Origin of the sequence: Campylobacter blaseri (assembly GCF_013201895.1) — a bacterium.
Lineage (GTDB): Bacteria > Campylobacterota > Campylobacteria > Campylobacterales > Campylobacteraceae > Campylobacter_B > Campylobacter_B blaseri.
This window is the reverse complement of sequence record NZ_CP053841.1, coordinates 1,364,810-1,387,323: the sequence shown is the minus strand read 5'-3', so window position 1 is coordinate 1,387,323 and position 22,514 is coordinate 1,364,810. Positions and strand designations below refer to the sequence as shown.

Here is a 22,514-nt window from a genome sequence, read left to right as displayed (position 1 = left end):
GATATAAAGTAAATTTGCAATTAAAATTAATTATATATTCATTTAAATTCCATTAAGCACTTTATAGGCACTTTTGTTTGTTATTATTTTAAGTGATAGATCTTATATAACTAAAAGGAGGAGATCAAGATGAAAAATTTGGTATTAAAAATAGCACAAATTGTTTTTTTAATCACTATACCAATTATCTCTTTTGCTCAAGATGATCATGGAAAAGGTAAAGCCTCAATGGTCGCTGTTGAGGGCGGGGATTCCTGTATTAAGTGCCATAGTGGCATTGAATCGATTAGGGATGATAAGTCTGATATGATGCAGCAAATTTTAGCTATTGGCCAGTCTCTTGGAGATAGTGCAGGGTGTGTTGTTTGTCATGGCGGTAATCCTGAAAAAGGAACTGCAAAAGCAGCCCATGAGGGTGCACCGGTGGATCATGCTGGAGGATTAGATACATTTGTTAGAGATCCTGGATCAATGTGGGTTGTCGATAAAACTTGTGGTATATGTCACTCAGATACAATAGCAAATACTAAAAAATCATTAATGGCTACTGAAGCTGGTAAAATCCAGGGGAATTTACATTCATGGGGAAGTGAGCCAACTAAAAAGGTTAAATATGCAAATTATGATGTAAAAGATGAAGATGGAAAAGAGCCGGCTTGGGGAACAAAGGTATATAAGGACTATATGGTTAAAATGATTGATAAGTATCCAGACCAATTTCCAACCGAACTTAAACAACTACCATTGCCAGCAGAAGGTCCACAAGATTTTACTGGAAAAAATAAAGATGAAATTGGATATATGGCTTCTATAACATATCAAAGATCTGATTGTCAAAGATGCCATATAGGCGTAAGAGGTAGAAAAGGAAGAGGTGACTGGAGAGGTATGGGATGTTCTTCTTGTCATATTCCTTATAGTAATGAGGGTTTATATGAGGGAAAAGATCCTACTATAGACAAAAAAGAGCCCGGACATTTATTAGTTCATATGATCCAAAGTTCAAGAGAGGCTAAAGTAAAAACTCCTTCAAGTGTAGAATTTAGTGGAATCCACCCAGAAACCTGTAATAGTTGTCACAATAGAGGAAAGAGAATTGGTGTATCATATGTTGGTCTAATGGAGCAACCTTATGGATCACCATTAACTGAAGATGGAGATTCTCAATCCAAGCATCATGGCAAAAGATATAAACACTTAAAAGAAGACTTGCATTTTGAGGCCGGAATGACTTGCCAAGATTGTCATACATCAGTTGATATGCATGGAGATGGAACGTTGTTTGGTACAACATTGGGACAGGTAGAAATAGAGTGTTCTGATTGTCATGGTACAAATGATAAATTTCCATGGGAGTTAAAAATTGGACGTGGAGAAAAATTTGATATTAAACTTTCAAATGAGGAAAGAAGTGTAGTTCAAGAATTGCCATATTTCATGACCCAAGGAACGGTATATGATAAACAAGATGGATATTTGTTATCAGCAAGGGGCAACCCTCTTGGTAATGTTATAAAAGTCAAGAATGAAGATAAAGTTATAGCTCATTTGGCTTCTGGAAAAGATCTTGAAGTTCCTTTATTGAAACATAAGGCAAAACATGATTTTTGGAAATCTTTAGATGCTGATATAGCAATGAATAAAGTTCAATCACATATGGATAAGCTCGAGTGTTATTCATGTCATGCTGATTGGGCTCCACAATGTTATGGATGTCATGTTAAAGTTGATTATAGCAATGGCAAAACTGCTACCGATTGGATAGCATCTGGTTCTACTAGTTTTAAAAATGGTGAAACATCTGAATCAGTTCTTGGAACAAAAGGTAAAAAGCTATTTGGTAAACCGAGCGAAACTAGGTCTTATCTTAGATGGGAAGATCCAATACTAGGAATAAATGGCGAAGGGCTTGTGAGCCCAATAATACCAGGTTGTCAAGTTACTTATACAGTAATTGGACCAGATGGTGAGACGTTAATTCTTAATAAACAAGCTAGAGTTCCAGATGGACCAAAAGGCTCTTTAGTTGCAGGAACAGATATGTCTCCAGCGCAACCTCATACAACAGGTAAAAAAGCTAGGACTTGTGAGTCTTGTCATACTAATCCTAAAGCTTTGGGATATGGAATTAATGATGGTGATTTTATGACTAAGCAAGATAAGGATATTTATATAGATATTCAAGATTTAAGAACAGGTGAATTTGTACCATCTAATAAAAAAGTTCAGATGAAAGCTATTCCTGGTATGGATTATGATTGGTCACAAGTTGTTACCAGGGATGGAAAACAACTTCAAACAGTTGGTACTCATTGGCCATCTTCTAGGCCTCTTGACCAAAGTATGAGAGATACTATGGAGAAGGTTGGGTTGTGTGTTGGTTGTCATCAAAACATGGATAATAAAAAACTATGGGATAGGTTAAACTCAGATAAAAAATTAAATGCACAAGAGCATATTGAAAAGATGAATGATATAATCAAGAACACAGTAAAGTAAAATAGATCCAAAAGAAGAAAATATTTTCTTCTTTTGGCTATAGACTATAAGATAAGTTTAAAATTTAAAGGAAAAGAATGATTAAAATTTTTTTATTAATATTAGCTCCTATGTTTTTAGTAGTAATGTTATTAACAGAAACTAGTGGCGCTAATAGTGAAAGTAAAATCCAAAATATCTTTACTTCAAATCTAGATAATGATGAAATATCAAATAGTTATGATGATATTATAAATCAAACATTTAAGGATGTTGCAAAAATTGATCCAAATGACAAACAAATGATTTTAATTTTTGGCGCAAATTTAGACCCATATTCAAATATGCTAAAAAAAGATATAGCAAATAGTAAAGATTTGCAAGAAAAATTAAAAAATATTTTTTCTTCATATTATTTTAACTCTTATGAAAACTTAAGACATAAACAATTTCATGAAGGTGATTTTGTAGATGTAGATACCAAAACAATTATAGATATATATGGTATTAAAGCAACTCCAACTTTAATCTTTACAGATAAGGTTGGAAAAGCTATTATAATAGTTCCTGGATATATGCCAACAAAACAATTTTTAACAACTATGGATTTTATGTTAAAGAAAAAATGGAAAAATAAAAATAGAAAAAACGGTGAAGTCTATCAAGCTTTAAAAGAATTTTATATTGATAATGGTATAGAAATAAGACAAAAAGATAGATAAATGAAAACTATAAATTTAATATATTGAATTTTAAAATACAATATATGTGTATAAAATATTTAATAAAGAAAATTTTCAAAAGAGTATTAAAGTTTTACTTTTGGCAAAAAGCTTAGGTGAGTTTTTATACAAAGGCCATTATGATAATTTATATAGCTCAGAAGAGCTAATTTTAGTGCTTTGTAGTGTTTTAAATTTTAATTTAATAGGTGACAGTTTTATTTAAAAACAACATAGACAAAAATATAAAATCTCAAATTTACAATAGCAAATTTAGCAATTATGAGTTTAAAATACTATAAGCCACAACAGCACCACTGCTAATAGCCCATTGTAAATTATACCCACCACAATCTCCATCTATATCCAAAATTTCTCCGGCAAAATAGAGATTTTTTATAAGCTTTGACTCCAAAGTATTTTCATAAATTTCATTACAACTAACACCGCCTTTTGTAACTTGTGCTTGATCCCATGTGTAAGTATCTTTCACACTAAAAGTATAGTTTTTAAAAGCACTAATTAACCTAGCTCTTTCTTGTTTTGTAATATTGCCTGCTTTTTTTAAATGTTCCACATCCGCATACTTTAATAAAGGTATAATTAGTCTTTGATTTATAAACCCATTTAAGCTTTCTTCGATTGTTCGAAGTGGAAATTTTGTAAGCCTTTTTATTAATACTTCATCTAGATTATCAAAAGAAAAATTTGGAAAAAAATTCACAGAAACATCAAGTATAGTACCATTTTTTAAAAGAGGTGCAACCATGGTTGATAGCTGAAGTGTGACAGGGCCAGAAATACCATAATCGGTAAATAAAATCTCACCATACTCTTTGCGAATCAAGTTGCCACTTTTTTGATTTATAAGTTTTGCCTCTACATCCACTCTTAACCCTTTTAGGCTTTTATTGTATGGATTGTCTGTTACTAGTTGAACGATAGAAGGCATTTGCTGAGTTATGCTGTGGCCTAAGCTCTTAGCCAAAATATAACCATCTCCGCTTGAGCCTGAGCTAGCATAGCTTTTTCCACCAGTTGTTATAACTAAATACTCGCCATAAAAACTCTTTTTATCTGCTTTTATGCAGAATTTATCTTTGTGAAATATTTCTTTAACTCTTGAGTTATATATAATCTCTACACCAAGCTCATTTGCATAGAAAAGTAATGCTTTAACAACGCTCATTGCTTGCATCGATTGTGGGTAAATTTTACCACTTTCAAGCTTTACGGTCTCTAGCCCTAAATCATTTAAGAAATTTAAAGTTTTTTCTAAATCAAATTGGCAAAATATATCTTGAAAAATATTTTTAGTAGAGGAGTGGTAGTTTGAGGGTTTAATATTTGCATTTGTAAGATTGCATCTTCCGTTTCCAGTTGCTAGGATTTTTTTACCTATTTTATCGTTTCTTTCAAAAAGAGTAACTTTTAAACCTTCTTTTGCTAACAATATGGTTGCAACCATTCCAGCCATTCCACCGCCGATAATAAGTATTTTCTTTTTTGCCAATTACGCTCCCTTTATATCTGAAATTTAGAATAAATTATTAGCTAGGTTATATCTATCTTTATACGAAATTTTTATCATATATACTTTGTAAGTATTTTTTGTCTTCATTGTAGCTTAGTGCTACCAAAGCTCTTTGCAGAGATATTTTAGCTTGCTTTTTAGCTCCTTTTTTAATGTTTGCATTTGATGAGTTTTCATAGATTTCATATAGTATATTTTGAACAAATTTTGATAATTCTATATTATTAGCTCCATCTCTAGAAATCGCATCTACACTGCAATATATAAACTCAGCCTCATCAAAAGATATTAAAGACAATCTATTATATAAATTTTTCTTTTCTTCGTTTTCTTTAAAATCATCATTTAGTAGCAGTTTTGATATCAATATAAGAACACTTATCGCAGTTCCTTGGTCATTTATCCCTGGCGAAAGAGCTTTTTGTGCAACCTCGCTTAGAACCATAAATCCAAATCTAGAGTCTTGATGATAGCTTCTTTGAATATCAACGATAAAGGTGTTTAAGATATCATCCACTACCGTGCTGTCTATATTACTACTTCCATCTTCAAAATAGATTTTTAATAAGTTTTTGTTTTTAGCTATATAGTCTCCTTGCCTAGCAAGAATACTGATATTTAGTTTAAATTTGTCCGCTATATTTTGTAATTCATTTAAATTTATATAGGAGATATAGCCTGTTTTTATAGATTTTAACACTAAATTTGGCTCTATGTTTTCATCTTCCTTCCAGCATGCTCCAAAATTATGAGCTTCTTTATATAGTTTAAGCGATTTTTCCGTTGCATTGTAGATTTTATTTAAAGTATTATCAAGTCTTCCAAGCTTTGATAGTGTATGTATCCAGCGAATTAGCATTAAAATGATATAAAATATAACAAATAAAATACTTATAAAAAGTATAAACCTACCATTTTGTTCATAGTATCCAGTGTTGAGTCCAATTTTAGCAATTATGGCATATACAAAAGCAGATATGAAACTTGAAATTGCAAGTCTAGTATTATCATCAGCCATAACAAGCTCGGTTGCACGTGGGGAGCTGTTGCTTGAAGCTGATGCAAAGGCTGAAACCATAATAGATAAAGAAAATGTACTAACTGCAAGAAGACTTGAAGCTATGATATTTAGTAAATCATCTATTGTTTTTGATTCGATATTTGGAAGTATATTAGGTTTTAAATATATTGTTCCTAAGAGTGCAAAAAGATTAAAACTAAGTGCTAAAATAACACCAAAAGTAGGTAGAACCCATAGTGTGTTACTAGGTTTTTTCAACCAAAATATAAGTTTATTAAACATTAAAACTCCAATGATTTATAGTAAAAAATTATACCAAAATAATTTAAGTATTATTGGTTGATAAATAAATGCTAATTATGCTATTATTGCATAAACTACCATAGGGAGGGCTTTTGAGTGCAAATCAAGACTGCACCAAAATTTATGGAGATGGCAATGAGGAGATACGCTTAGCTACAGGAAGTCCAGGAGAGCTTGGTTTGTTGGAGGCTATTTTTAACGATTTTGCTAAAGATAAAGATGTGAGATTGTGCTGGATAAAAGCTGGAAGCGGAAAAAGCTTAGAGCTTTTAAAAGATAAAAAAATAGACATTGCAATGGTTCATGCACCTAAAGCGGAAAAAGAAGCGATTATGGAAGATTGGGCAAAAAATAGAACACTAATTGGCTCTAATGAGTTTTATATAGTAGGAGATAAAAAGGACCCAGCAGAGGTTTATACTAACATTGCTGAAAAAAAGGTACTATTTTATATAAGAGCCGATGACTCAGGCACTCATAAAAAAGAGCTTTCAATATGGGAAAAAGCAGGTATAGAACCAAAAGGAGATTGGTATGTGGCAAATAAAGACTTTATGTTAGCTACTCTTAAAAAAAGCAGATGAAACTAAAGGTTATTTTATGACTGATTCAAGCACCTTTAAAGAAGCTATGAAAGAGCTTAGGAACATAAAACCGCTATTTGTTGGAGATGAAATTCTCATAAATACATATGTTGCAATGACTAGCGATGAGCCAAGAGAGATTGATGAGGAGTTTATAAAATATCTTGCTTCACACGGAGGACAAGAGATTAAAACAAAATATGGTATTAAAGAGTATGGCTTGCCACTATACGAGGGTGTAGACTATGCTAAAAAATACTTTAAAGAGTAGATATTTTTTGCCTTTTATTTAAATAAAAGGCAAAAATAAACAGTATTAAATTGTAATACAATAGCAGTTCATCTCTATAACTAAACTCTTTAAATATGGGACGATGTTTATATAGTTTACATAAAATTTTCTTTTAAGATAAAAATAGCTAATATAAGAATATAGGGTAAAAAGCATAGCTTTGAAATAGAAAATAAACAAGTAATTTGTTATAATGTATATTTAAAATAATGAGAATTTAAGATTTAAGGTATTATATATGATAATAAATAAAGTATTAGATAATGAAGTAGATAGTGATTTTTCCAAATATAAGACTATTTATGCAACTATGCCTTTTGATCACTCACATAAAAGAATTCAAAAGCTAAAAGCAGACGATGGCATGGAATTTCACTTTATGCTAGATGAAGATGTTAGAGTTCGTGGGCTAAACCACGGAGATATATTTTTTAGAGATGAAAAAACTAAAACCCAATATGCTATAAAAATTGCAGAAATACTATGTTTAGTTATAAAAGTAAAAAATAGCAAAGATAGAGCAAGCATAGGTTATGTAATAGGCAATAGGCATGCAAAAGTGTATTTTGGAGATAATGTTTATGAGCTTTTAACTCCATATGAAAAGACCATGGAAGATATGCTTTCTCAAATTAAAGAGGTTAAAGTATCAAAAGGGCATAGGGTTTTGCTTCCTGAAAAATCTCTAATGGCTATCTTGCCTAATTCGCAAGAGCCGCATAGTCATGATCATTAAGGAGATAGGTATTAAAAATTTTATAGACTCAACGCTATTTATACAGCAAATTAATGATAGTCAATTCCCAATAGGAGGTTATTCACACTCTTATGGTCTTGAAACGTATATACAGGAAGAGTTTATAAAAAACGAAGATGATACAAAAAAATATCTGGTAAATTATCTATCAAGCTCTTTTTTATATACAGATCTTTTTAGTGTGTGTTTAGCTTATAATGCTACAAAGAAACTAAATGAAGACGAGATTATAAATTTATGCACTATTTTAAGAGCAGCAAAAAACCAAAAAGAGCTAAGGGAGGCTTCTGAAAAACTTGGTTCAAGACTTGTTAAAACTCTTTTTGAGATGAGCTTAACATTTGATTTTGATTTTTTTAAGAGAGTAAATTTAAATTTAGAAAAAAAGAATATTCCATTTTATCATAGCGTTGCATATGGTGCTATATGTGCTTTAGCTAAAGTTGATCTAGATTATACTCTTTCAAGTTTTTCCTTTGCAACGGCTTCAACTATCTCTATAAATGCTGTAAAGACTATCCCTATTAGTCAAATGGCAGGACAGAGAATTCTTTTTAATATTAAAGATCTAATACAAAATATAGTAAAAAGAGTAAAAGAGCTAGATGAGGAAGATTTAGGGATCTCTTTTCCAGGTATTGAGATATCTTCTATGCGTCATGAGCATCTTTACTCAAGACTTTATATGTCATAAAAGGAGAATAAATGAAATATATTAAAATTGGAGTTGCAGGTCCTGTTGGATGTGGTAAAACACATTTAATAGAGCAATTAGTTAAAGAGTTTTCAAAAAATTATAGTATTGGAGTTGTAACAAACGATATCTACACAAAAGAGGATGCAAATTTTTTAAAAAACTCAGGCGTTATTGCAGGTGAAAGGATTAGGGGTGTTGAGACAGGTGGTTGTCCACATACTGCGATTAGAGATGATGTTTCTATGAATTTAGAAGCAGTAGAGGATTTAGCCAAAGAACACCCAGAGATTGATATAGTTTTTATAGAAAGTGGCGGAGATAATTTATCAGCTACTTTTTCACCTGATTTAGCAGACGCTACTATATTTGTAATAGATGTTGCAGAGGGCGGTGATATACCTAGAAAAGGTGGTCCAGGTATAACTAGATCGGATCTTTTAATCATAAATAAGATAGATTTAGCCCCTTATGTTGAAGTTGATCTTGAAAAGATGAAATTTGATACCATAGCACAGAGAAAAGAGCTACCTTTTGTAATGACAAATTTAAAAAGTGGTGAAGGTTTAGACAGGGTATTTAGCTGGATTAGAAAAGATGTTTTATTTGAAGATGTAAAATGACCCAAAAGTTAATGCATTCAAGAATTAGTGAATTATCTTTAGAATTTGAAATGATTAACGGAGTTAGTGATATTAGAAATATGTATATGACTCCACCTTTAAGAGTTATGAGACCATTTTTTGAAGATAATTTTACTGAAGTTATGATTATGAGCTCATCTCCTGGACTTTTAGAAGGAGATACTCAAATTTATGATTTTAACTCTAAAAGTGATACAAAAATCAAAATAACTTCACAATCTTATGAGAAAATTCACCCTATGAGTGAAGTTGGGTTGGCAAAAAGAGAGATTAATATTAAAGTTGAGAAAAATGCAACTTTGATCTGTAAATTTCTACCAGCTATTTTATATAAAGATTCAAATTTTAAAGGCAAAGCCAATATAGAGCTTGAAGACGATAGTTCAAAGCTTATATTTATAGAGTCATTTGCTGCAGGAAGAGTTGGTAGGGGAGAGAGTTTTTTGTTTAGAGGTTTTAAAAACTCTATAAAAGTAAAATTAGACAAAGAACTTGTATTTTTTGAAAATAATCATATATCTCCAAGTGAAATTCCATACAAAGAGATTGGGTTTTTTGAGGAATATGATCATTTTACTAGCATTTGTATGTTTAATTTTAAAAACACAAAAGAGCTAAATCAAGATATTTATGAGATTTTAAAAAATGAGGAAAAAAAACTAGATATCCGTACTGGAATATCTAGTACTTTTAGAGGTGATATGCAAATTAGAATACTTGGTAAAACGGGGCAAGATTTGCTCCAAGTTATTGATTTAATAATAAATTATGCAGAAAACATATTAAACAAAGGAGGCAAATAGTGCATTTAGTACCAAAAGATATTGAGAGATTAATGATATTTACAGCAGGGGAAGTGGCTAGAAAAAGAAAAGCAAGAGGTTTAAAGTTAAACTATTCAGAAGCGGTTGCTTTAATTAGTTCAGATCTTTATGAGATGGCAAGAGATGGCAAAACTGTTGCAGAACTTATGAGAGATGGACGAAAAATTCTTACTCGCGAGGATGTTATGGATGGTGTTGCTGATATGATTAAAGAGATTCAAATTGAAGCTACATTTACAGATGGAACGAAACTAGTATCAGTTTCTCGTCCAATAGTATAAGGAGGATATGTGATACCTGGAGAAGTATTTTATAAAGATGAAGATATAACCCTAAATGAGGGTAAAGAAACTAGAGAGTTAATAGTTACAAATAAAGGCGATAGAGCAATCCAAATCGGAAGCCATTTTCACTTTTTTGAGATTAATAAAAATCTTGAATTTGATAGAAGAAAAGCTTTTGGTTTTAGGCTAGATATACCTGCTGGTAATGCTATTAGGTTTGAGCCTGGACAAAGCCATAAGGTCTCTTTAGTTGAGCTTGGCGGTAATTCTAGAGTGATAGGTTTTAATGGTCTTACAAACGGAGTAACTTTAAATAAAAGACTAGATGAAGTTATGGACGATATAGTTAAGTTAGGGTTTGCTAACAAAGAAAGCAAAGAGGAGTAAATTAAATGAGTTTCAAAATTTCAAGAAAAAAATACGGATCAATGTATGGACCTACAACAGGTGATAAAATTCGTCTTGGCGATACTAATATAATTATTGAGATTGAAAAAGACTTTGCTGTTTATGGCGATGAGTCTCAATTTGGTGGTGGTAAATCAATTAGAGATGGCATGAATCAATCATCAACAGCCACACACTCTTCTGGAGCTGCTGATTTAGTTATCACAAATGCTATTATTCTAGATTATACAGGGATATATAAAGCAGATATTGGGATAATTGAGGGTAAAATTTCAGGAATTGGAAAAAGTGGAAACCCTGATATAAATGATAAAGTTGATCCTGGTTTAGTGATAGGTGCAGGAACTGAAGTAATTTCAGGTGAGGGTAAAATTGTAACAGCTGGTGCTATTGATACACATATTCACTATTTAACCCCACAGCAAGTTGATACTGCACTTAGCGCTGGAACAACTACAATGGTTGGTGGTGGAACAGGTCCTGCTGATGGAACAAATGCTACCACTTGTACGCCTGGACCAACAAATATAACAAACATGCTTAAATCTTTTGAAGGTTTTCCTATAAATGTTTTGGTTCTTGGAAAGGGAAATTGCTCTAGCAAAGAGCCTTTAATAGAACAGATTAAAGCAGGAGCAGCAGGCCTTAAAATACATGAAGACTGGGGTGCGACAAGAGCTACTATAGATACTTGTTTAACTGTGGCTGATGAGTATGATATAGGTGTTGCTATACATTCAGATACCCTTAATGAGGCAGGAAACATTGAAGATACTCTTTCTGCTATTGGCGGTAGAGCAATTCACTTTTTTCACACTGAAGGGGCAGGTGGAGGACATGCGCCTGATCAAATTGTAGCTGCAAGTGAACCAAATGTCTTGCCTGCTTCAACAAATCCAACTATGCCATATTCAGTAAATACAGAAGATGAACATTTAGATATGGTCATGGTTTGTCACAACTTAGATAAAAATATTAAAGAGGATGTGGCTTTTGCTGATTCAAGAATTCGCCCTGAAACTATAGCTGCTGAAGATATTTTACATGATAAAGGAATTTTTTCTATTATGAGTTCTGATTCTCAAGCCATGGGTAGAGTAGGTGAGGTTATTATTAGAACTTGGCAAACTGCTTCAAAGATGAAAGATCAGTTTGGACCACTAGAGGTTGATAAAGAAAATGAAAATGATAACTTTAGAGCAAAAAGATATGTTTCAAAATACACTATAAACCCAGCTATAGCTCAAGGAATTAGCGAATATATAGGCAGTGTTGAGGTTGGTAAATATGCCGATTTAGTTTTATGGGAGCCTAAATTTTTTGGAGCAAGACCTAAAACGGTAATTAAATGTGGTTTTATTATGTCCTCACAAATCGGAGATCCAAATGGCTCAATTCCTACACCACAACCTGTTATTTATAGAAGAATGTTTGCAGCGCTTGGTAAAGGGATACAACAAAGTTGTATAACTTTTGTATCAAAATTAGCAGATGAAAATGGCATAAAAGAGAACTTAAATTTAGGAAGAATAGTTTTACCTGTAAAAAATTGTAGAAATATAGGTAAAAAAGATATGAAATTTAATGATAGTATGCCAGAGCTAAGTGTCAATCCTGAGACTTATGAGGTTAGAATTGATGGAGAACTTGCAACTTGCGAACCAGCTGATAATCTTCCTCTTGCACAACTATATAATTTATTTTAACTAAATAATATTTCCCCTTTCAAGGGGAAATAAAGCCTATCTTTTTAAATTTATATAAATAAATTTTGGATTTTTATTTTCATTAAAAAAATAATAAATTTGAGGAGGTTTAAATTCATATAAATTTTCATCATAAAATGACTTAATGGATCTATTTATTGCTTCTTGTGGAGATAAATTTTGTGACTCTAAGTCTATTTTTATCCAATCACCTCCATTTAATTTAAATGATGGAGATCGTATATCTTTACTTTCTATCGCATATAATTTTTGATTTAAATCACCATTTTCAATTAACACTAAAATATCATTAGATTCATTTTTATTTATTGATTTCAAAAAATCTAAATTTTCTATTTTATAGGTTATTATAATTCTTTTTTCTATCTTTTTTATTATTTTAAATTGGAGTTTATTTTGTAATTTCTTATTAAAAGCTTCCCGATAAAGAGTAGGGGAAATTTCATATTTTTTTGTAAAAGATCTCGTAAAAGTTTCATTATATGAAAAGCCACACTTTTTAGAAATTTCAGTTACCTTTATATCACTAAATTTTAATAGAAATTTAGCTCTTCTTAGTCGCAAGGATCTTATAAAAGATGCTAAAGTATCATTTGAATAATCTTTAAAAATTCTTTGTAGATGAAATTTAGAGTATCCGCCTATTTTTGCAATTTTTTTAATACATAAATTTTCATCTTCTATGTTTTGTTTGATAAATAAAATAAGTTTTTCAATATGAAGGTTGTACGAACTATCATTTATTTTTTCTTTGTCTTGCATATTTGTTACATCTTGAAATAATATAGATAAAGAAGATGGTGATTTTTTGCCAAGTGGTGTAATTGTAATTAAGTAATTTTTAGAATTTATATCTGCATTAAAATTTATATTTATATATCTTGTTTTATTTGAATTTTGCGATATTAATAGTTCATTTATTAAGGCGTCTTTTTGTGATGGAGTTAAAAATTTACTTTGATTAATTGAGCTAGATAAATTATTGCTAATTTTTTTAAAGTCATAAAAACTATCAAATTCTAAACTGGCTGAAACTATATTAAAAGTTTCATCACAAGTTATTAAAATTCCATTTATTTGTTTTATCAATACATTCTCTATATAAATATTTTGTTCGTTTAGTTTTTTGAAATTAACGCTACTTTTTCTAAACCATATAAAGTTTGTTGCTGCGTAAATTAAAACACAAAATATGTAAAATAATAAATTTATTAATAAATATCTATTTAGTTCATTTGTATAAATTTCTTTATCTCTTTCAAAAACTAATTTCCAATTGGTGTTTTTTATATCAAAAACACTATATTTGTTATTTGATAAATTGATATATTCAAAAGATATAGTTTCATTTAAATTTCCAAAACTTGCTAAAATTTCACCATTTTTGTTAATTAAATATAAATTTTTATCATATAGTGTTTTATACTCTTTGAAATAATTTCTTATAAATAAAAAAGGTTGTCCGCCACAGAAAACGCCATACTTTTTAAGTAAATTTATAGGCGTGCAGATGGATACGCTTCTAAGACCAAGTCTCATAGAAATATATGGATTTGAAGCAATTGTTTTGTTTGCTTTTAATGTGTCATTATACCATTCTCTACTTTTTAAATTATAGTTATGTGGGGTAACGTAGTCATCATCTGATATATAAAAACTTCCATCATCAAGTCCTAAAATTATATATGGAAAATTTGAACTTTGTTGGAATTTATGCAAAAGTGGTTGAATTTCTTTTGCATCTTGGATGTTTTCATTTTGTAAAAGTAGTGATATTTTTTCAACATCTTTAAAATTTGAATATATCCAGTCTTGAATTTTAGAGTGGACCTTATTAAAAAGAGCATTTTCGTACCTACTTATATTCTCTTTTAAAAGCTGGTAATTAAAATAATAATTTATAGTTAAAAATAATAAGAAAATAATACTTATAACTACAATAAAGCTATGTTCTTTTTTGTTAAAAATAATCAAAATAATCCATAATGTTGAATTTAATATTTATTTGATTATAGTTAAAATCTATAAAAAATCAAATTAATTCAATAATTAATTTACAATTTAAAAAAATTCTATAGTTATTAAAATTAAAATATTATTTATAAAACACTAAATTTAAGCTAAAAAATATAAACCTTTTATAAAACTTAAAAAATAAACTAATTTATGAATATTATAAAATTTTAATTATCTTTTAAGAATATTTGTCTTATAGTTATACAGAGGAAATTAATTACCATATAAAAAGGAGAAAAAATGGGAACAAGAAAAGAACACGATTTTATCGGTGAGTTGGAAATAAGTAATGATGTATACTATGGTATACAAACATTTAGAGCTGTAGATAACTTCCATATGACTGGAAGAAAAATCAAAGATTATCCTTTTTTTGTTAAAGCATTTGCTCAAATTAAAAAAGCAGCAGCGCTTGCAAACAAAGAAGTTGGTGTTTTAGATGCACAAAAAGCTGATGCGATAGCTAAAGCTTGCGATAAGTTAATCGCTGGTGAGTATCTTGACCAATTTGTTGTAGACATGGTTCAAGGTGGTGCTGGTACTTCAACAAATATGAACGCAAATGAAGTTATTACAAACATAGCTCTTGAAATTATGGGACATAAAAAAGGAGAGTATAAGTATCTTCATGCAAACGACCATACAAACTTAGGCCAAAGCACAAATGATACGTATCCAAGTTCAATTAAAGTTGCAACTTATGCAAAACTTACAGATTTACTAAAAGCTATGGAACTTCTAAGAGACGAACTTAGAAAAAAAGGGTCTGATTTTAAAGACATGATTAAAATGGGTAGAACAGAGCTTGAAGATGCTGTTCCAACAACTTTAGGTAATACATTCAATGCTTTTGCAAGCTACATTGAAGCAGATATTGAAAATATAAAACAAGCAAGAGAGCTTATGACATCATTAAATATGGGTGCAACAGCAATTGGAACAGGTATTAACTGCCATCCAGATTATAAATTTGTAGTTGAGAAAAAACTTACTGAAATTACAGGTGTTGAGTTTAAACCTGCTAAAGATTTTATAGCTGCTACTCAAGATACAGCTGATTTTGTTGCTGTAAGTGGAGCTTTAAAAACTGCTGCTGTTAGACTTTCAAAAATTGCAAATGACTTAAGACTTATGAACTCAGGTCCAAGATGTGGCTTAGGAGAGATTGAACTACCTAAAATGCAACCAGGAAGTTCAATTATGCCAGGTAAAGTAAACCCTGTTATAGCTGAAGTTGTGGGTATAGCGTGCTATGAAGTTATGGGTAATGATATAACTATAATGCTTTGTTCTGAAAATGGTGAATTTGAACTTAATGCTTTTGAGCCAGGAATTGCCTATGCTATATTTAATTCAATTATCATTCTTGAAAATGCAACAAAAACTCTTGCTGAAAAAGCTATTAGGGATTTAAAACCACTACCAGAGAATACTTTAAAAGCAGTTCTTAACTCAGTTGGTATCGTAACAGCATTTAACCCTTATATCGGGTATGAAAACTCAGCTTCAATAGCTAAAGAAGCTCTTGATACAGGAAAAGCAGTTGGCGATATAGCTATTGAAAGAGGACTATTAACTAAAGATGAAGTTGATAAAATTTTAGATCCAAAAAGCATGCTTAACCCGCATATGGGTAAGTAAGTAGCTTTGCATATTGTTTTAATATGCAAAGCCCACATTAAAACAGAAGGAGATTTTTATGGATATAATGTTAATTTTACAGATTATAGTCCTTTTTGGCGGAATCTATCTAGGTGTTAAACTAGGTGGTATGGGTATAGGTTATGCAGGTGGATTAGGTGTTATTATTTTAACTGTATTTCTTGGAATGAAACCGGGAAGTATTCCTTGGGATGTTATTTTAATCATAGCTTCAGTTATTTCAGCTATTACAGCTATGCAAGTTGCGGGTGGACTTGATTACTTAGTTCAAATTGCCGAAAGAATTTTAAGGAATAATCCAAAATATATAAATTATCTAGCTCCTATAGTCACATATTTATTAACTATATTTGCAGGTACTGGACACACAGCATTTTCTGTACTTCCAGTTATTACAGAAGTTGCTAAGGGTCAGAATATTAAACCTTCAGCACCACTTGCGCTAGCAGTAGTTTCAAGCCAAGTTGCAATTACAGCAAGCCCTATAAGTGCTGCTTTTGTTGCTATGACAGGTGTTTGTGAACCACTGGGAGTTAGCTACCCTATTCTTCTGTTAATATGTATAGTAACTACTTTTGCGGCCGTAATACTTACAGCCTTTATAGTTAATATGGTTTATGATCTAGATTTATCAAAAGATCCTGTTTATCAAGATAGATTAGCAAAAGGAATGGTCAAAGAAATCGTAGTAGAAGAGCAAAAAGAACTTCTTCCTTATGCTAAACGCTCAGTTGTAATTTTTGGAATAGGAGTTCTTTTTGTAGTAGCATATGCTCTTGCTATTTCTGATAGTGTAAAATTAATTGATCCAGTTAGATTAGGCAGAGATGGTGCTATCATAAGCTTTATGCTTACAATAGGTGCAGCAATTGTAATGTTTTGTAAAGTTGATACAAGTAAACTACTTGGAACAAGTACATTTCAAAGCGGTATGAATGCTTGCATTTGTGTTTTAGGTATAGCGTGGCTAGGTACTACTTTTGTTTCAGGCTATATTGATCCTATTAAATCGGTAGCTTCTGAAGTTGTTACAAAATATCCATATTTACTAGCAGTGGCTTTATACTTTTTAAGTTGTCTGTTGTATTCGCAGGCTGCTACTACAAAAATTATGATGCCAGCTGTTGCTCTTGCTATGGGTATGACAAGTCCGGAAAATTCAGGCCAAATTTGGATTTTAGTGGCTTCATTTGCCGCAGTTTCAGGACTATTTGTTCTTCCGACTTATCCAACAGTTTTAGGTGCTATAGCTATGGATGATACTGGTACAACAAGAGTTGGTAAATATGTATTTAATCACTCGTTTATTATACCAGGTACAATAATGGTTGCGATAGCTGTTGCTTTAGGATTTATTATAGCTCCTATGCTTATATAACAAGGCTATAACTATAAATAAAGATATACTTTGGTAGTTAATAATATTATTAACTACCATTTTTTTATAAAAAAGGTAGTATGAATATGAAAAGAATTGGAATACTAGGAGGCATGGGTCCTCTTGCTACCATTGACCTTTATACCAAAATGGTAGAACTTACAGATGCAAAACAAGATCAAGATAACATACCTATCATAATAGACAATTATCCACAAATTCCAGATAGAACAACTTATATTTTAAATAAAGGTAGAGATCCATTTCCTTATATGAAAGAGTCTGCCATTAGACTTAAAAATGCAGGATGTGAAGTTATTTGTATAGCCTGCAACACGGCTCACTATTTTGCAGATAGACTAACTAAGGAGTGCGGTATTAATATCTTGCATATTGCTGATATAACTACTAAAGCTATAGAAAAAAACTATCCAAATGCAAAAAAAATTGCTGTTATTGCGACAACTGGAACAACAAAGGCTAAAATCTATCAAGATAAGTTAGTTAAAAGTGGCTACGAAGTTGTTATCATACCTGATCCATTGATGGAAAATATTATGGATTGTATATATAAAGGTGCAAAAGCAAATAATCTTAATTCTTATATAGATGTTTTTAATAATACCATGGATAAGATAGAGGCTGATGTATATATAGCAGCTTGTACTGAAATACCTCTATTTTTACCATATGCTACTAAAAAAGAAAAATTTGTTGATGCAACTTTTGAGTTAGCTAAAGCAGCTGTTAAATTTAGCTTAGAAAAGTAAAGGTTTATAAAGAGGTTTGAGATATTGGGTTACAATAAAAGCAACCCAAATATTATTTTTTAATCGAAGTTGGCTTTTTTTCTGATTTATCATATAAAGAGTTATGATAAAAAGAAAAACCAACAAGAGCAGCACCTGAGATAATATGGAGATTTTTAGAAAACCTACTTCTTAAATTAAAAGCACTTAGAACAGTTAATCCCATAGAAACTGTCATCCCTATCTTTGCAATCTCTTTTTTTGTTACTATATCAACAAGAGGTTTATCTTTTGTTTTTTCTTGATCTTCTTTTTTCAAATTTTTGTTTAGCTTTTTTTGTTGTATCATATGTCATCACCGTTGTTGCAGTAAATAAAACAGAATTGATTATTAAAAATGGTAAATATGGCATAATATTCCTTAATAATGATATTTGTTACCATTTTAGCAAAATAAATCTGTATAATTACTTAATATCAACACCTTTCATTGAATTTAAAAGTAGCCCAATGGTCGTTCCATTATGTAAAAATGCTGTTGCAACTGGGCTTAATTTTCCAATCGTTGCACTAAATAAAATAGCTGAGTTTATTCCAACAGTAGCTTTGAAATTTGTGTCTATTAGCTTCATTGTTTTATTTGCCATCTCTTTGATTTGCGCAACAGCGTAAATATCATCTTTTAAAAGAGATATGTCAGCAGTAGCTTTTGCTATATCAGCCCCTCTTTTCATACTAATACCCACATTTGCTTTAACTAGTGATGGCGCGTCATTAATCCCATCACCACAAAAAACAACATTTTTACCTTCATTTCTTAGCATCTCTACTATTTCTGCTTTTTGAGTAGGTAGCATATTTGCAAAAACCCTATCGATTCCCAAATCTTTAGCTACTGAGTTTGCTTTCATCTCAATATCGCCTGTAAGCATAACTATCTCTTTTACATTCAGAGATTTTAGTTTTTTAATCATATCTTTGGCATTAGATCTAATTTCGTCTTCCATTATAGCTATACCAAGTAATTCTCTATCATAAGCTATATAAAGAAGAGTATAGCCACTATCTAGTGCGTTTTGAATTTCACTACTATTCTCCTCAAAACAAATTTTTTCATCATCTTCTAAAAAATGTCTACTTCCTATAATGACCTCTTTGCCTGAAAAATGAGTTTTCAAACCATGTGCTACGATAAACTCAACTTCATCATGGTGCATATGTTTAAAGCCAATCTCTTTAGCAGCACTTACTATGGCTTCTGCTATCGGGTGAAAATAATGCTCTTCTGCACTAGCTGCAAGGTTTAAAATTTGCTTTTTGCTCCAATCTGGATTGAAACTTATGATATCTACAACTTTTAAGACACCTTTTGTTAAGGTTCCTGTCTTGTCAAAAACAAAAGTATCTGCTTTTGATAAAGCTTCAATTGATTTAGCCCCTTTTACCAAAATACCATTTTTACCTGCTTTTGATATAGTTGATTTAAATGCAACAGGGGTTGCAAGTTTTAAAGCACAAGAGTAATCAGCTTGTAAAACGGAAGCAACACTTTGCATATCTTTATTTATAAAATATGAAAGTCCAGCAAGCGAAAGAGTTACAGGTACCAGCCTGTCTGCTAACCTTGTTGCTTTTAATCCAATAGCTGATTTTTCATTTAACGAGTTTTGAATATATTTTTTAATTCTCTCTGTACTTGTGTCATCTCCAGCTAGTTCAGTCCATATTTTTATAGAGCCATCTTCAACTACAGTTCCACTCATAACCTTATCGCCATGCTCTTTTTTTACAGCATCAGCTTCCCCAGTCATAGACATTTGGTTAACACTAGCACTTCCTTCTAAAACATAGCCATCAATAGCTATTGTCTCTCCAGCTCCAACAACTACTATATCTCCAACTTTAATATCATCAGTTGATACTTTGTTTAGATGTTTTTTGCCATTTTTTGTAGTTTCAACCCATGCTTCTTTAATATTTGGTTTTGCAAGTTCTTTTATTAGATCATCGCTTTTATGAACTGTTGTCTCTTCCATATATTCGCCAATATTAAGCATTAAATTTGTGCTATTTGCTGCTATAAAGTCCTTTCTTGAAAGAGAAATTCCAACAGCCATTGCTTCTAACACTTTTGAGGTAAGCCCTTCTGTGAAAAGCTCATTTGCTCCATCTTTTAAAAGTGGATAACTAGCAAAAAGGGTTGTTAGAGTAGGCAATAAATTTTGGTTTTTTATAAATGGAGATAAAGCCAATGAACTTGCGGCAGTGATCATAGGTGCTTTACTAACTTCACTACTTTTATTAGATAGTTCAACTATCTCTATATCTGCTATTTTATCTAATAAGTTCTCATAGTTAATATTTTCATATGTTACAACAACACTTTTTATTGTTTTATTAACCCTAACTGAACTTATCCCATCAATGGCAGATATGTTATCTTCATAGTTTTTTATATCTGAATTATTGTTTAAATTAGGCTGTATAAAACGAATCCTATTTTTACTTTTATGGACTATTTTTAAACTAGTTTTCTTCTGCTTCAATTTCTGCCTTAGCATCTTCAAATCTCTCTTTTAACTCTTCTGTACCAGCTTGTAAAAGCTTACCCATTCTAACTACTGATTTAAAAATGGCTTGTTGTGCATTTTCATTTGTAAGAATATAAGATGCCACTGCTCCTATTAAAACACCTTGTAAAAAGTTACCGCTATTAAAATTAGGCATTATATTTTGCAAAAGGTTATTTTGTTCCATTGTTGCGCTATTATTAACAGCATTTTCTATTTTTTCGTTTTTCATCTCTTTTTCATTTTGTGATAAGTATGGATTTGTCATTTTTGCTCCTCTTTTACTTTTAAAATATTTTCAATAGCTACTATCATACCAACTCCAAGAGCAACATCAAAAGCAGCTCCTAGATAGTTTTTTGATACTAGCTTATTTGATGCACTAATAGACAAAGAGGTTGCAATACCACCTTCAACAGCATACTTGCATATCTCTTTTATGTTTTCTGCTGTTGCTTTTTCTTTGTTGTAAATTCCAAATGCTGCTGCGGTCATTCCACCAAAAAGAGCACCACTTATAAAGTGATCAGCAGGAAGCCTACTAGTAGAAACCCTCATTAACTATCCTTTTCTTCAGGTTTTTTAGCTGTTTTAGCTGTTGTTGAAGCTGTTTTTTTTGTAGTTGTTCTAGGTTTTCTAGTTTTTGTAGTTGTTGTTTTTTTAGGCTCCTCTTTTTCTTTTACTGCTTTTTCCTCTTTAGGCTCCTCTTTTTTACTAACTTTTTCTTCTGCATACTCTTTAATGTCGCTTACTACATCTTTGCCTTTTTCAATTCCATCAGAAACAACCTCTTTTAGTTTATTTCTGTTGTTGTATGCTACAACTGCTGCTGAACCTACTACTAATCCTGCTATAAATGGTAATGCCATTTCAACTCCTTTGTTATAAAATTTATTTTTCAATATTTTTGTTTTCTAAAATTTGATTAATTAAAATACCGCCTAAAGCACCAACTACAGCTCCTGTAAAAAATGATATGTTTGGATTATTTAAAATTTTCTCAATATCCTCTTTTGTGGCTGAGCCTGTACTAAATTTGTTAAAAACTTCGCTTATCTCATTAAAAGATTTTGAATCAAATGTGAACCCCATATTATTTGGATTTATATGTTTTTTCTCATCATCATCTTTTTTTTCTTCTTTTTTCTTATTAAGCTCATTTTCAAGAGCTGGTCTATACTCGTTTGATGATGTAGCCCATAGTCTGAAAAATACATCTTTAGCTTGTTCATCTTCTATAGTGTTTGTTAAATCATCATATAAATTTTCACTTTCAATCTCATAAGCTATAGCTGTAAAAATAGCATTTTTTTCATCTTGTATATTGCTAAATTTTTTATAAATATTATTAGTTAGCTCTTCTTGTTTTAAAGGGTTTATGATCTCCAAGCCAGTTTTTTTAACATTTAAAATTTGTAAAAAAAGCGGGTTTTGAAATTTCTCATAAAACCCTTCATACATAATAATTCCTTGCTTTTCGTGTTCTATTGCTAGGTCTATTTCATTATTCATTTTATATCCTCTATAGTTTTATTTATAGCTTTTAGTAAATTATCTATATTTTTTCCGATTAAAGCATCATCCCACATCTCTTTTGGAAAAATACTATTATCATATTCTATAACCAGCGATCCAACTAATTTATTAAATTTGACATTATTAATGCCTTTTATATTATTAATGATATCATTAAAATTTAAATCCTTAAAGTCGTTAGTATCTATACCTAAATTTTTAATTTCATCTTTTATAGTAGAGCTTACTCTAACTCTAAGCCTTCCTTTTATATGATGGACTAAAGAGCAGTGTTTAAGAAGGTTTATAAAAATTTCTGGTGTTATATTCATTCTTTTCCTTTATTATAATA

General features: G+C 30.8%; 24 protein-coding genes and 1 pseudogene. 14 read left to right on the top strand and 11 right to left on the bottom strand.

Annotated elements, in window-relative coordinates; all coding sequences use genetic code 11:
• Positions 1-129 precede the first annotated feature (129 nt).
• From CBLAS_RS06970 to CBLAS_RS09430, 3 genes are all read left to right on the top strand, one after another.
• Positions 130-2,499 carry a cytochrome C gene (locus tag CBLAS_RS06970; protein WP_193852730.1) on the top strand — a complete coding sequence of 790 codons (2,370 nt, stop codon included), beginning with the start codon at positions 130-132 and terminating at the stop codon, positions 2,497-2,499.
• A 77-nt stretch (positions 2,500-2,576) separates the two neighbouring features.
• Positions 2,577-3,200, top strand: coding sequence for a thioredoxin fold domain-containing protein (locus CBLAS_RS06965; RefSeq protein ID WP_172658195.1), 624 nt, complete (start codon positions 2,577-2,579; stop codon positions 3,198-3,200).
• Between the two features lie 46 nt (positions 3,201-3,246).
• On the top strand, positions 3,247-3,426 hold the full coding sequence (locus CBLAS_RS09430; protein ID WP_106872370.1) for a hypothetical protein: 180 nt from the start codon (positions 3,247-3,249) through the stop codon (positions 3,424-3,426).
• Positions 3,427-3,480: 54 nt separating this feature from the next.
• On the opposite strand, the gene CBLAS_RS06960 is transcribed toward CBLAS_RS09430, so the two are convergent.
• Positions 3,481-4,713 (bottom strand): BaiN/RdsA family NAD(P)/FAD-dependent oxidoreductase, encoded by a 1,233-nt coding sequence (locus tag CBLAS_RS06960; RefSeq protein ID WP_106872372.1) that lies wholly within the window; start codon positions 4,711-4,713, stop codon positions 3,481-3,483.
• 58 nt (positions 4,714-4,771) lie between these two features.
• The gene (locus tag CBLAS_RS06955) at positions 4,772-6,037 is read right to left on the bottom strand and encodes a DUF2254 domain-containing protein (protein ID WP_106872374.1); all 1,266 of its coding nucleotides are present in this window, start codon (positions 6,035-6,037) and stop codon (positions 4,772-4,774) included.
• A gap of 113 nt (positions 6,038-6,150) precedes the next feature.
• Between CBLAS_RS06955 and CBLAS_RS09425 the strand changes: the two genes are divergently transcribed.
• The 8 genes and pseudogenes from CBLAS_RS09425 (at position 6,151) to ureC (ending at position 12,251) form a co-directional block, all read left to right on the top strand.
• Complete coding sequence (locus CBLAS_RS09425; protein WP_206603299.1) at positions 6,151-6,642, top strand: substrate-binding domain-containing protein; 492 nt, start codon at positions 6,151-6,153, stop codon at positions 6,640-6,642.
• 16 nt (positions 6,643-6,658) lie between these two features.
• A complete protein-coding gene (locus CBLAS_RS09420; protein WP_206603300.1) occupies positions 6,659-6,913 on the top strand; it encodes a hypothetical protein in 255 nt (84 codons plus the stop codon).
• A gap of 259 nt (positions 6,914-7,172) precedes the next feature.
• Complete coding sequence (locus CBLAS_RS06945) at positions 7,173-7,670, top strand: urease accessory protein UreE (RefSeq protein ID WP_106872376.1); 498 nt, start codon at positions 7,173-7,175, stop codon at positions 7,668-7,670.
• Entirely contained in the window at positions 7,660-8,385 is a 726-nt protein-coding gene (locus CBLAS_RS06940; protein ID WP_106872379.1) for an urease accessory protein UreF, read from the top strand. The genes CBLAS_RS06945 and CBLAS_RS06940 overlap by 11 nt, the downstream gene beginning before the upstream one ends.
• 11 nt (positions 8,386-8,396) lie before the next feature.
• Entirely contained in the window at positions 8,397-9,008 is a 612-nt protein-coding gene (gene ureG, locus CBLAS_RS06935) for an urease accessory protein UreG (RefSeq protein ID WP_106872381.1), read from the top strand.
• Positions 9,005-9,832, top strand: coding sequence for an urease accessory protein UreD (locus CBLAS_RS06930; RefSeq protein ID WP_106872383.1), 828 nt, complete (start codon positions 9,005-9,007; stop codon positions 9,830-9,832). Before ureG ends, CBLAS_RS06930 begins: the two co-directional genes overlap by 4 nt.
• Positions 9,832-10,524, top strand: a pseudogene (ureA, locus tag CBLAS_RS09765) (urease subunit gamma). Before CBLAS_RS06930 ends, ureA begins: the two are co-directional and overlap by 1 nt.
• 5 nt (positions 10,525-10,529) lie before the next feature.
• On the top strand, positions 10,530-12,251 hold the full coding sequence (gene ureC, locus CBLAS_RS06915) for an urease subunit alpha (RefSeq protein WP_106872389.1): 1,722 nt from the start codon (positions 10,530-10,532) through the stop codon (positions 12,249-12,251).
• 36 nt (positions 12,252-12,287) lie between these two features.
• On the opposite strand, the gene CBLAS_RS06910 is transcribed toward ureC, so the two are convergent.
• Positions 12,288-14,246, bottom strand: a complete 1,959-nt coding sequence (locus CBLAS_RS06910; protein WP_106872391.1) for an AraC family transcriptional regulator — start codon at positions 14,244-14,246, stop codon at positions 12,288-12,290.
• A gap of 282 nt (positions 14,247-14,528) precedes the next feature.
• Here CBLAS_RS06910 and CBLAS_RS06905 point away from each other — a divergent pair, with 282 nt between their 5' ends.
• From CBLAS_RS06905 to cuyB, 3 genes are all read left to right on the top strand, one after another.
• Positions 14,529-15,929 (top strand): aspartate ammonia-lyase, encoded by a 1,401-nt coding sequence (locus tag CBLAS_RS06905; RefSeq protein WP_106872393.1) that lies wholly within the window; start codon positions 14,529-14,531, stop codon positions 15,927-15,929.
• A gap of 58 nt (positions 15,930-15,987) precedes the next feature.
• Positions 15,988-17,328, top strand: a complete 1,341-nt coding sequence (locus tag CBLAS_RS06900) for an anaerobic C4-dicarboxylate transporter (protein ID WP_106872395.1) — start codon at positions 15,988-15,990, stop codon at positions 17,326-17,328.
• A gap of 86 nt (positions 17,329-17,414) precedes the next feature.
• Positions 17,415-18,098, top strand: coding sequence for a cysteate racemase (cuyB, locus tag CBLAS_RS06895; RefSeq protein WP_106872397.1), 684 nt, complete (start codon positions 17,415-17,417; stop codon positions 18,096-18,098).
• A 52-nt stretch (positions 18,099-18,150) separates the two neighbouring features.
• Here the strand turns inward: cuyB and CBLAS_RS06890 are convergent, their stop codons facing one another.
• Genes CBLAS_RS06890 through CBLAS_RS06860 form a run of 8 tightly spaced genes read right to left on the bottom strand, consistent with a single transcriptional unit; the run spans position 18,151 to position 22,494 of the window.
• Complete coding sequence (locus tag CBLAS_RS06890) at positions 18,151-18,396, bottom strand: hypothetical protein (RefSeq protein WP_106872399.1); 246 nt, start codon at positions 18,394-18,396, stop codon at positions 18,151-18,153.
• Positions 18,362-18,490: a hypothetical protein gene (locus CBLAS_RS09685; RefSeq protein WP_277620709.1), complete on the bottom strand. Its 129-nt coding sequence runs from the start codon at positions 18,488-18,490 to the stop codon at positions 18,362-18,364. The genes CBLAS_RS06890 and CBLAS_RS09685 overlap by 35 nt, the downstream gene beginning before the upstream one ends.
• Before the next feature lie 54 nt (positions 18,491-18,544).
• A complete protein-coding gene (locus tag CBLAS_RS06885) occupies positions 18,545-20,638 on the bottom strand; it encodes a heavy metal translocating P-type ATPase (protein ID WP_106872520.1) in 2,094 nt (697 codons plus the stop codon).
• Positions 20,604-20,915, bottom strand: coding sequence for a hypothetical protein (locus CBLAS_RS06880; protein WP_106872401.1), 312 nt, complete (start codon positions 20,913-20,915; stop codon positions 20,604-20,606). The genes CBLAS_RS06885 and CBLAS_RS06880 overlap by 35 nt, the downstream gene beginning before the upstream one ends.
• A complete protein-coding gene (locus CBLAS_RS06875; RefSeq protein ID WP_106872403.1) occupies positions 20,912-21,205 on the bottom strand; it encodes a hypothetical protein in 294 nt (97 codons plus the stop codon). The genes CBLAS_RS06880 and CBLAS_RS06875 overlap by 4 nt, the downstream gene beginning before the upstream one ends.
• The gene (locus tag CBLAS_RS06870; RefSeq protein ID WP_123057885.1) at positions 21,205-21,516 is read right to left on the bottom strand and encodes a hypothetical protein; all 312 of its coding nucleotides are present in this window, start codon (positions 21,514-21,516) and stop codon (positions 21,205-21,207) included. Before CBLAS_RS06870 ends, CBLAS_RS06875 begins: the two co-directional genes overlap by 1 nt.
• A 22-nt stretch (positions 21,517-21,538) precedes the next feature.
• Positions 21,539-22,159, bottom strand: a complete 621-nt coding sequence (locus CBLAS_RS06865) for a ferritin family protein (RefSeq protein ID WP_106872405.1) — start codon at positions 22,157-22,159, stop codon at positions 21,539-21,541.
• Positions 22,156-22,494 (bottom strand): hypothetical protein, encoded by a 339-nt coding sequence (locus CBLAS_RS06860; RefSeq protein ID WP_106872407.1) that lies wholly within the window; start codon positions 22,492-22,494, stop codon positions 22,156-22,158. The genes CBLAS_RS06865 and CBLAS_RS06860 overlap by 4 nt, the downstream gene beginning before the upstream one ends.
• Between the last annotated feature and the right edge of the window lie 20 nt (positions 22,495-22,514).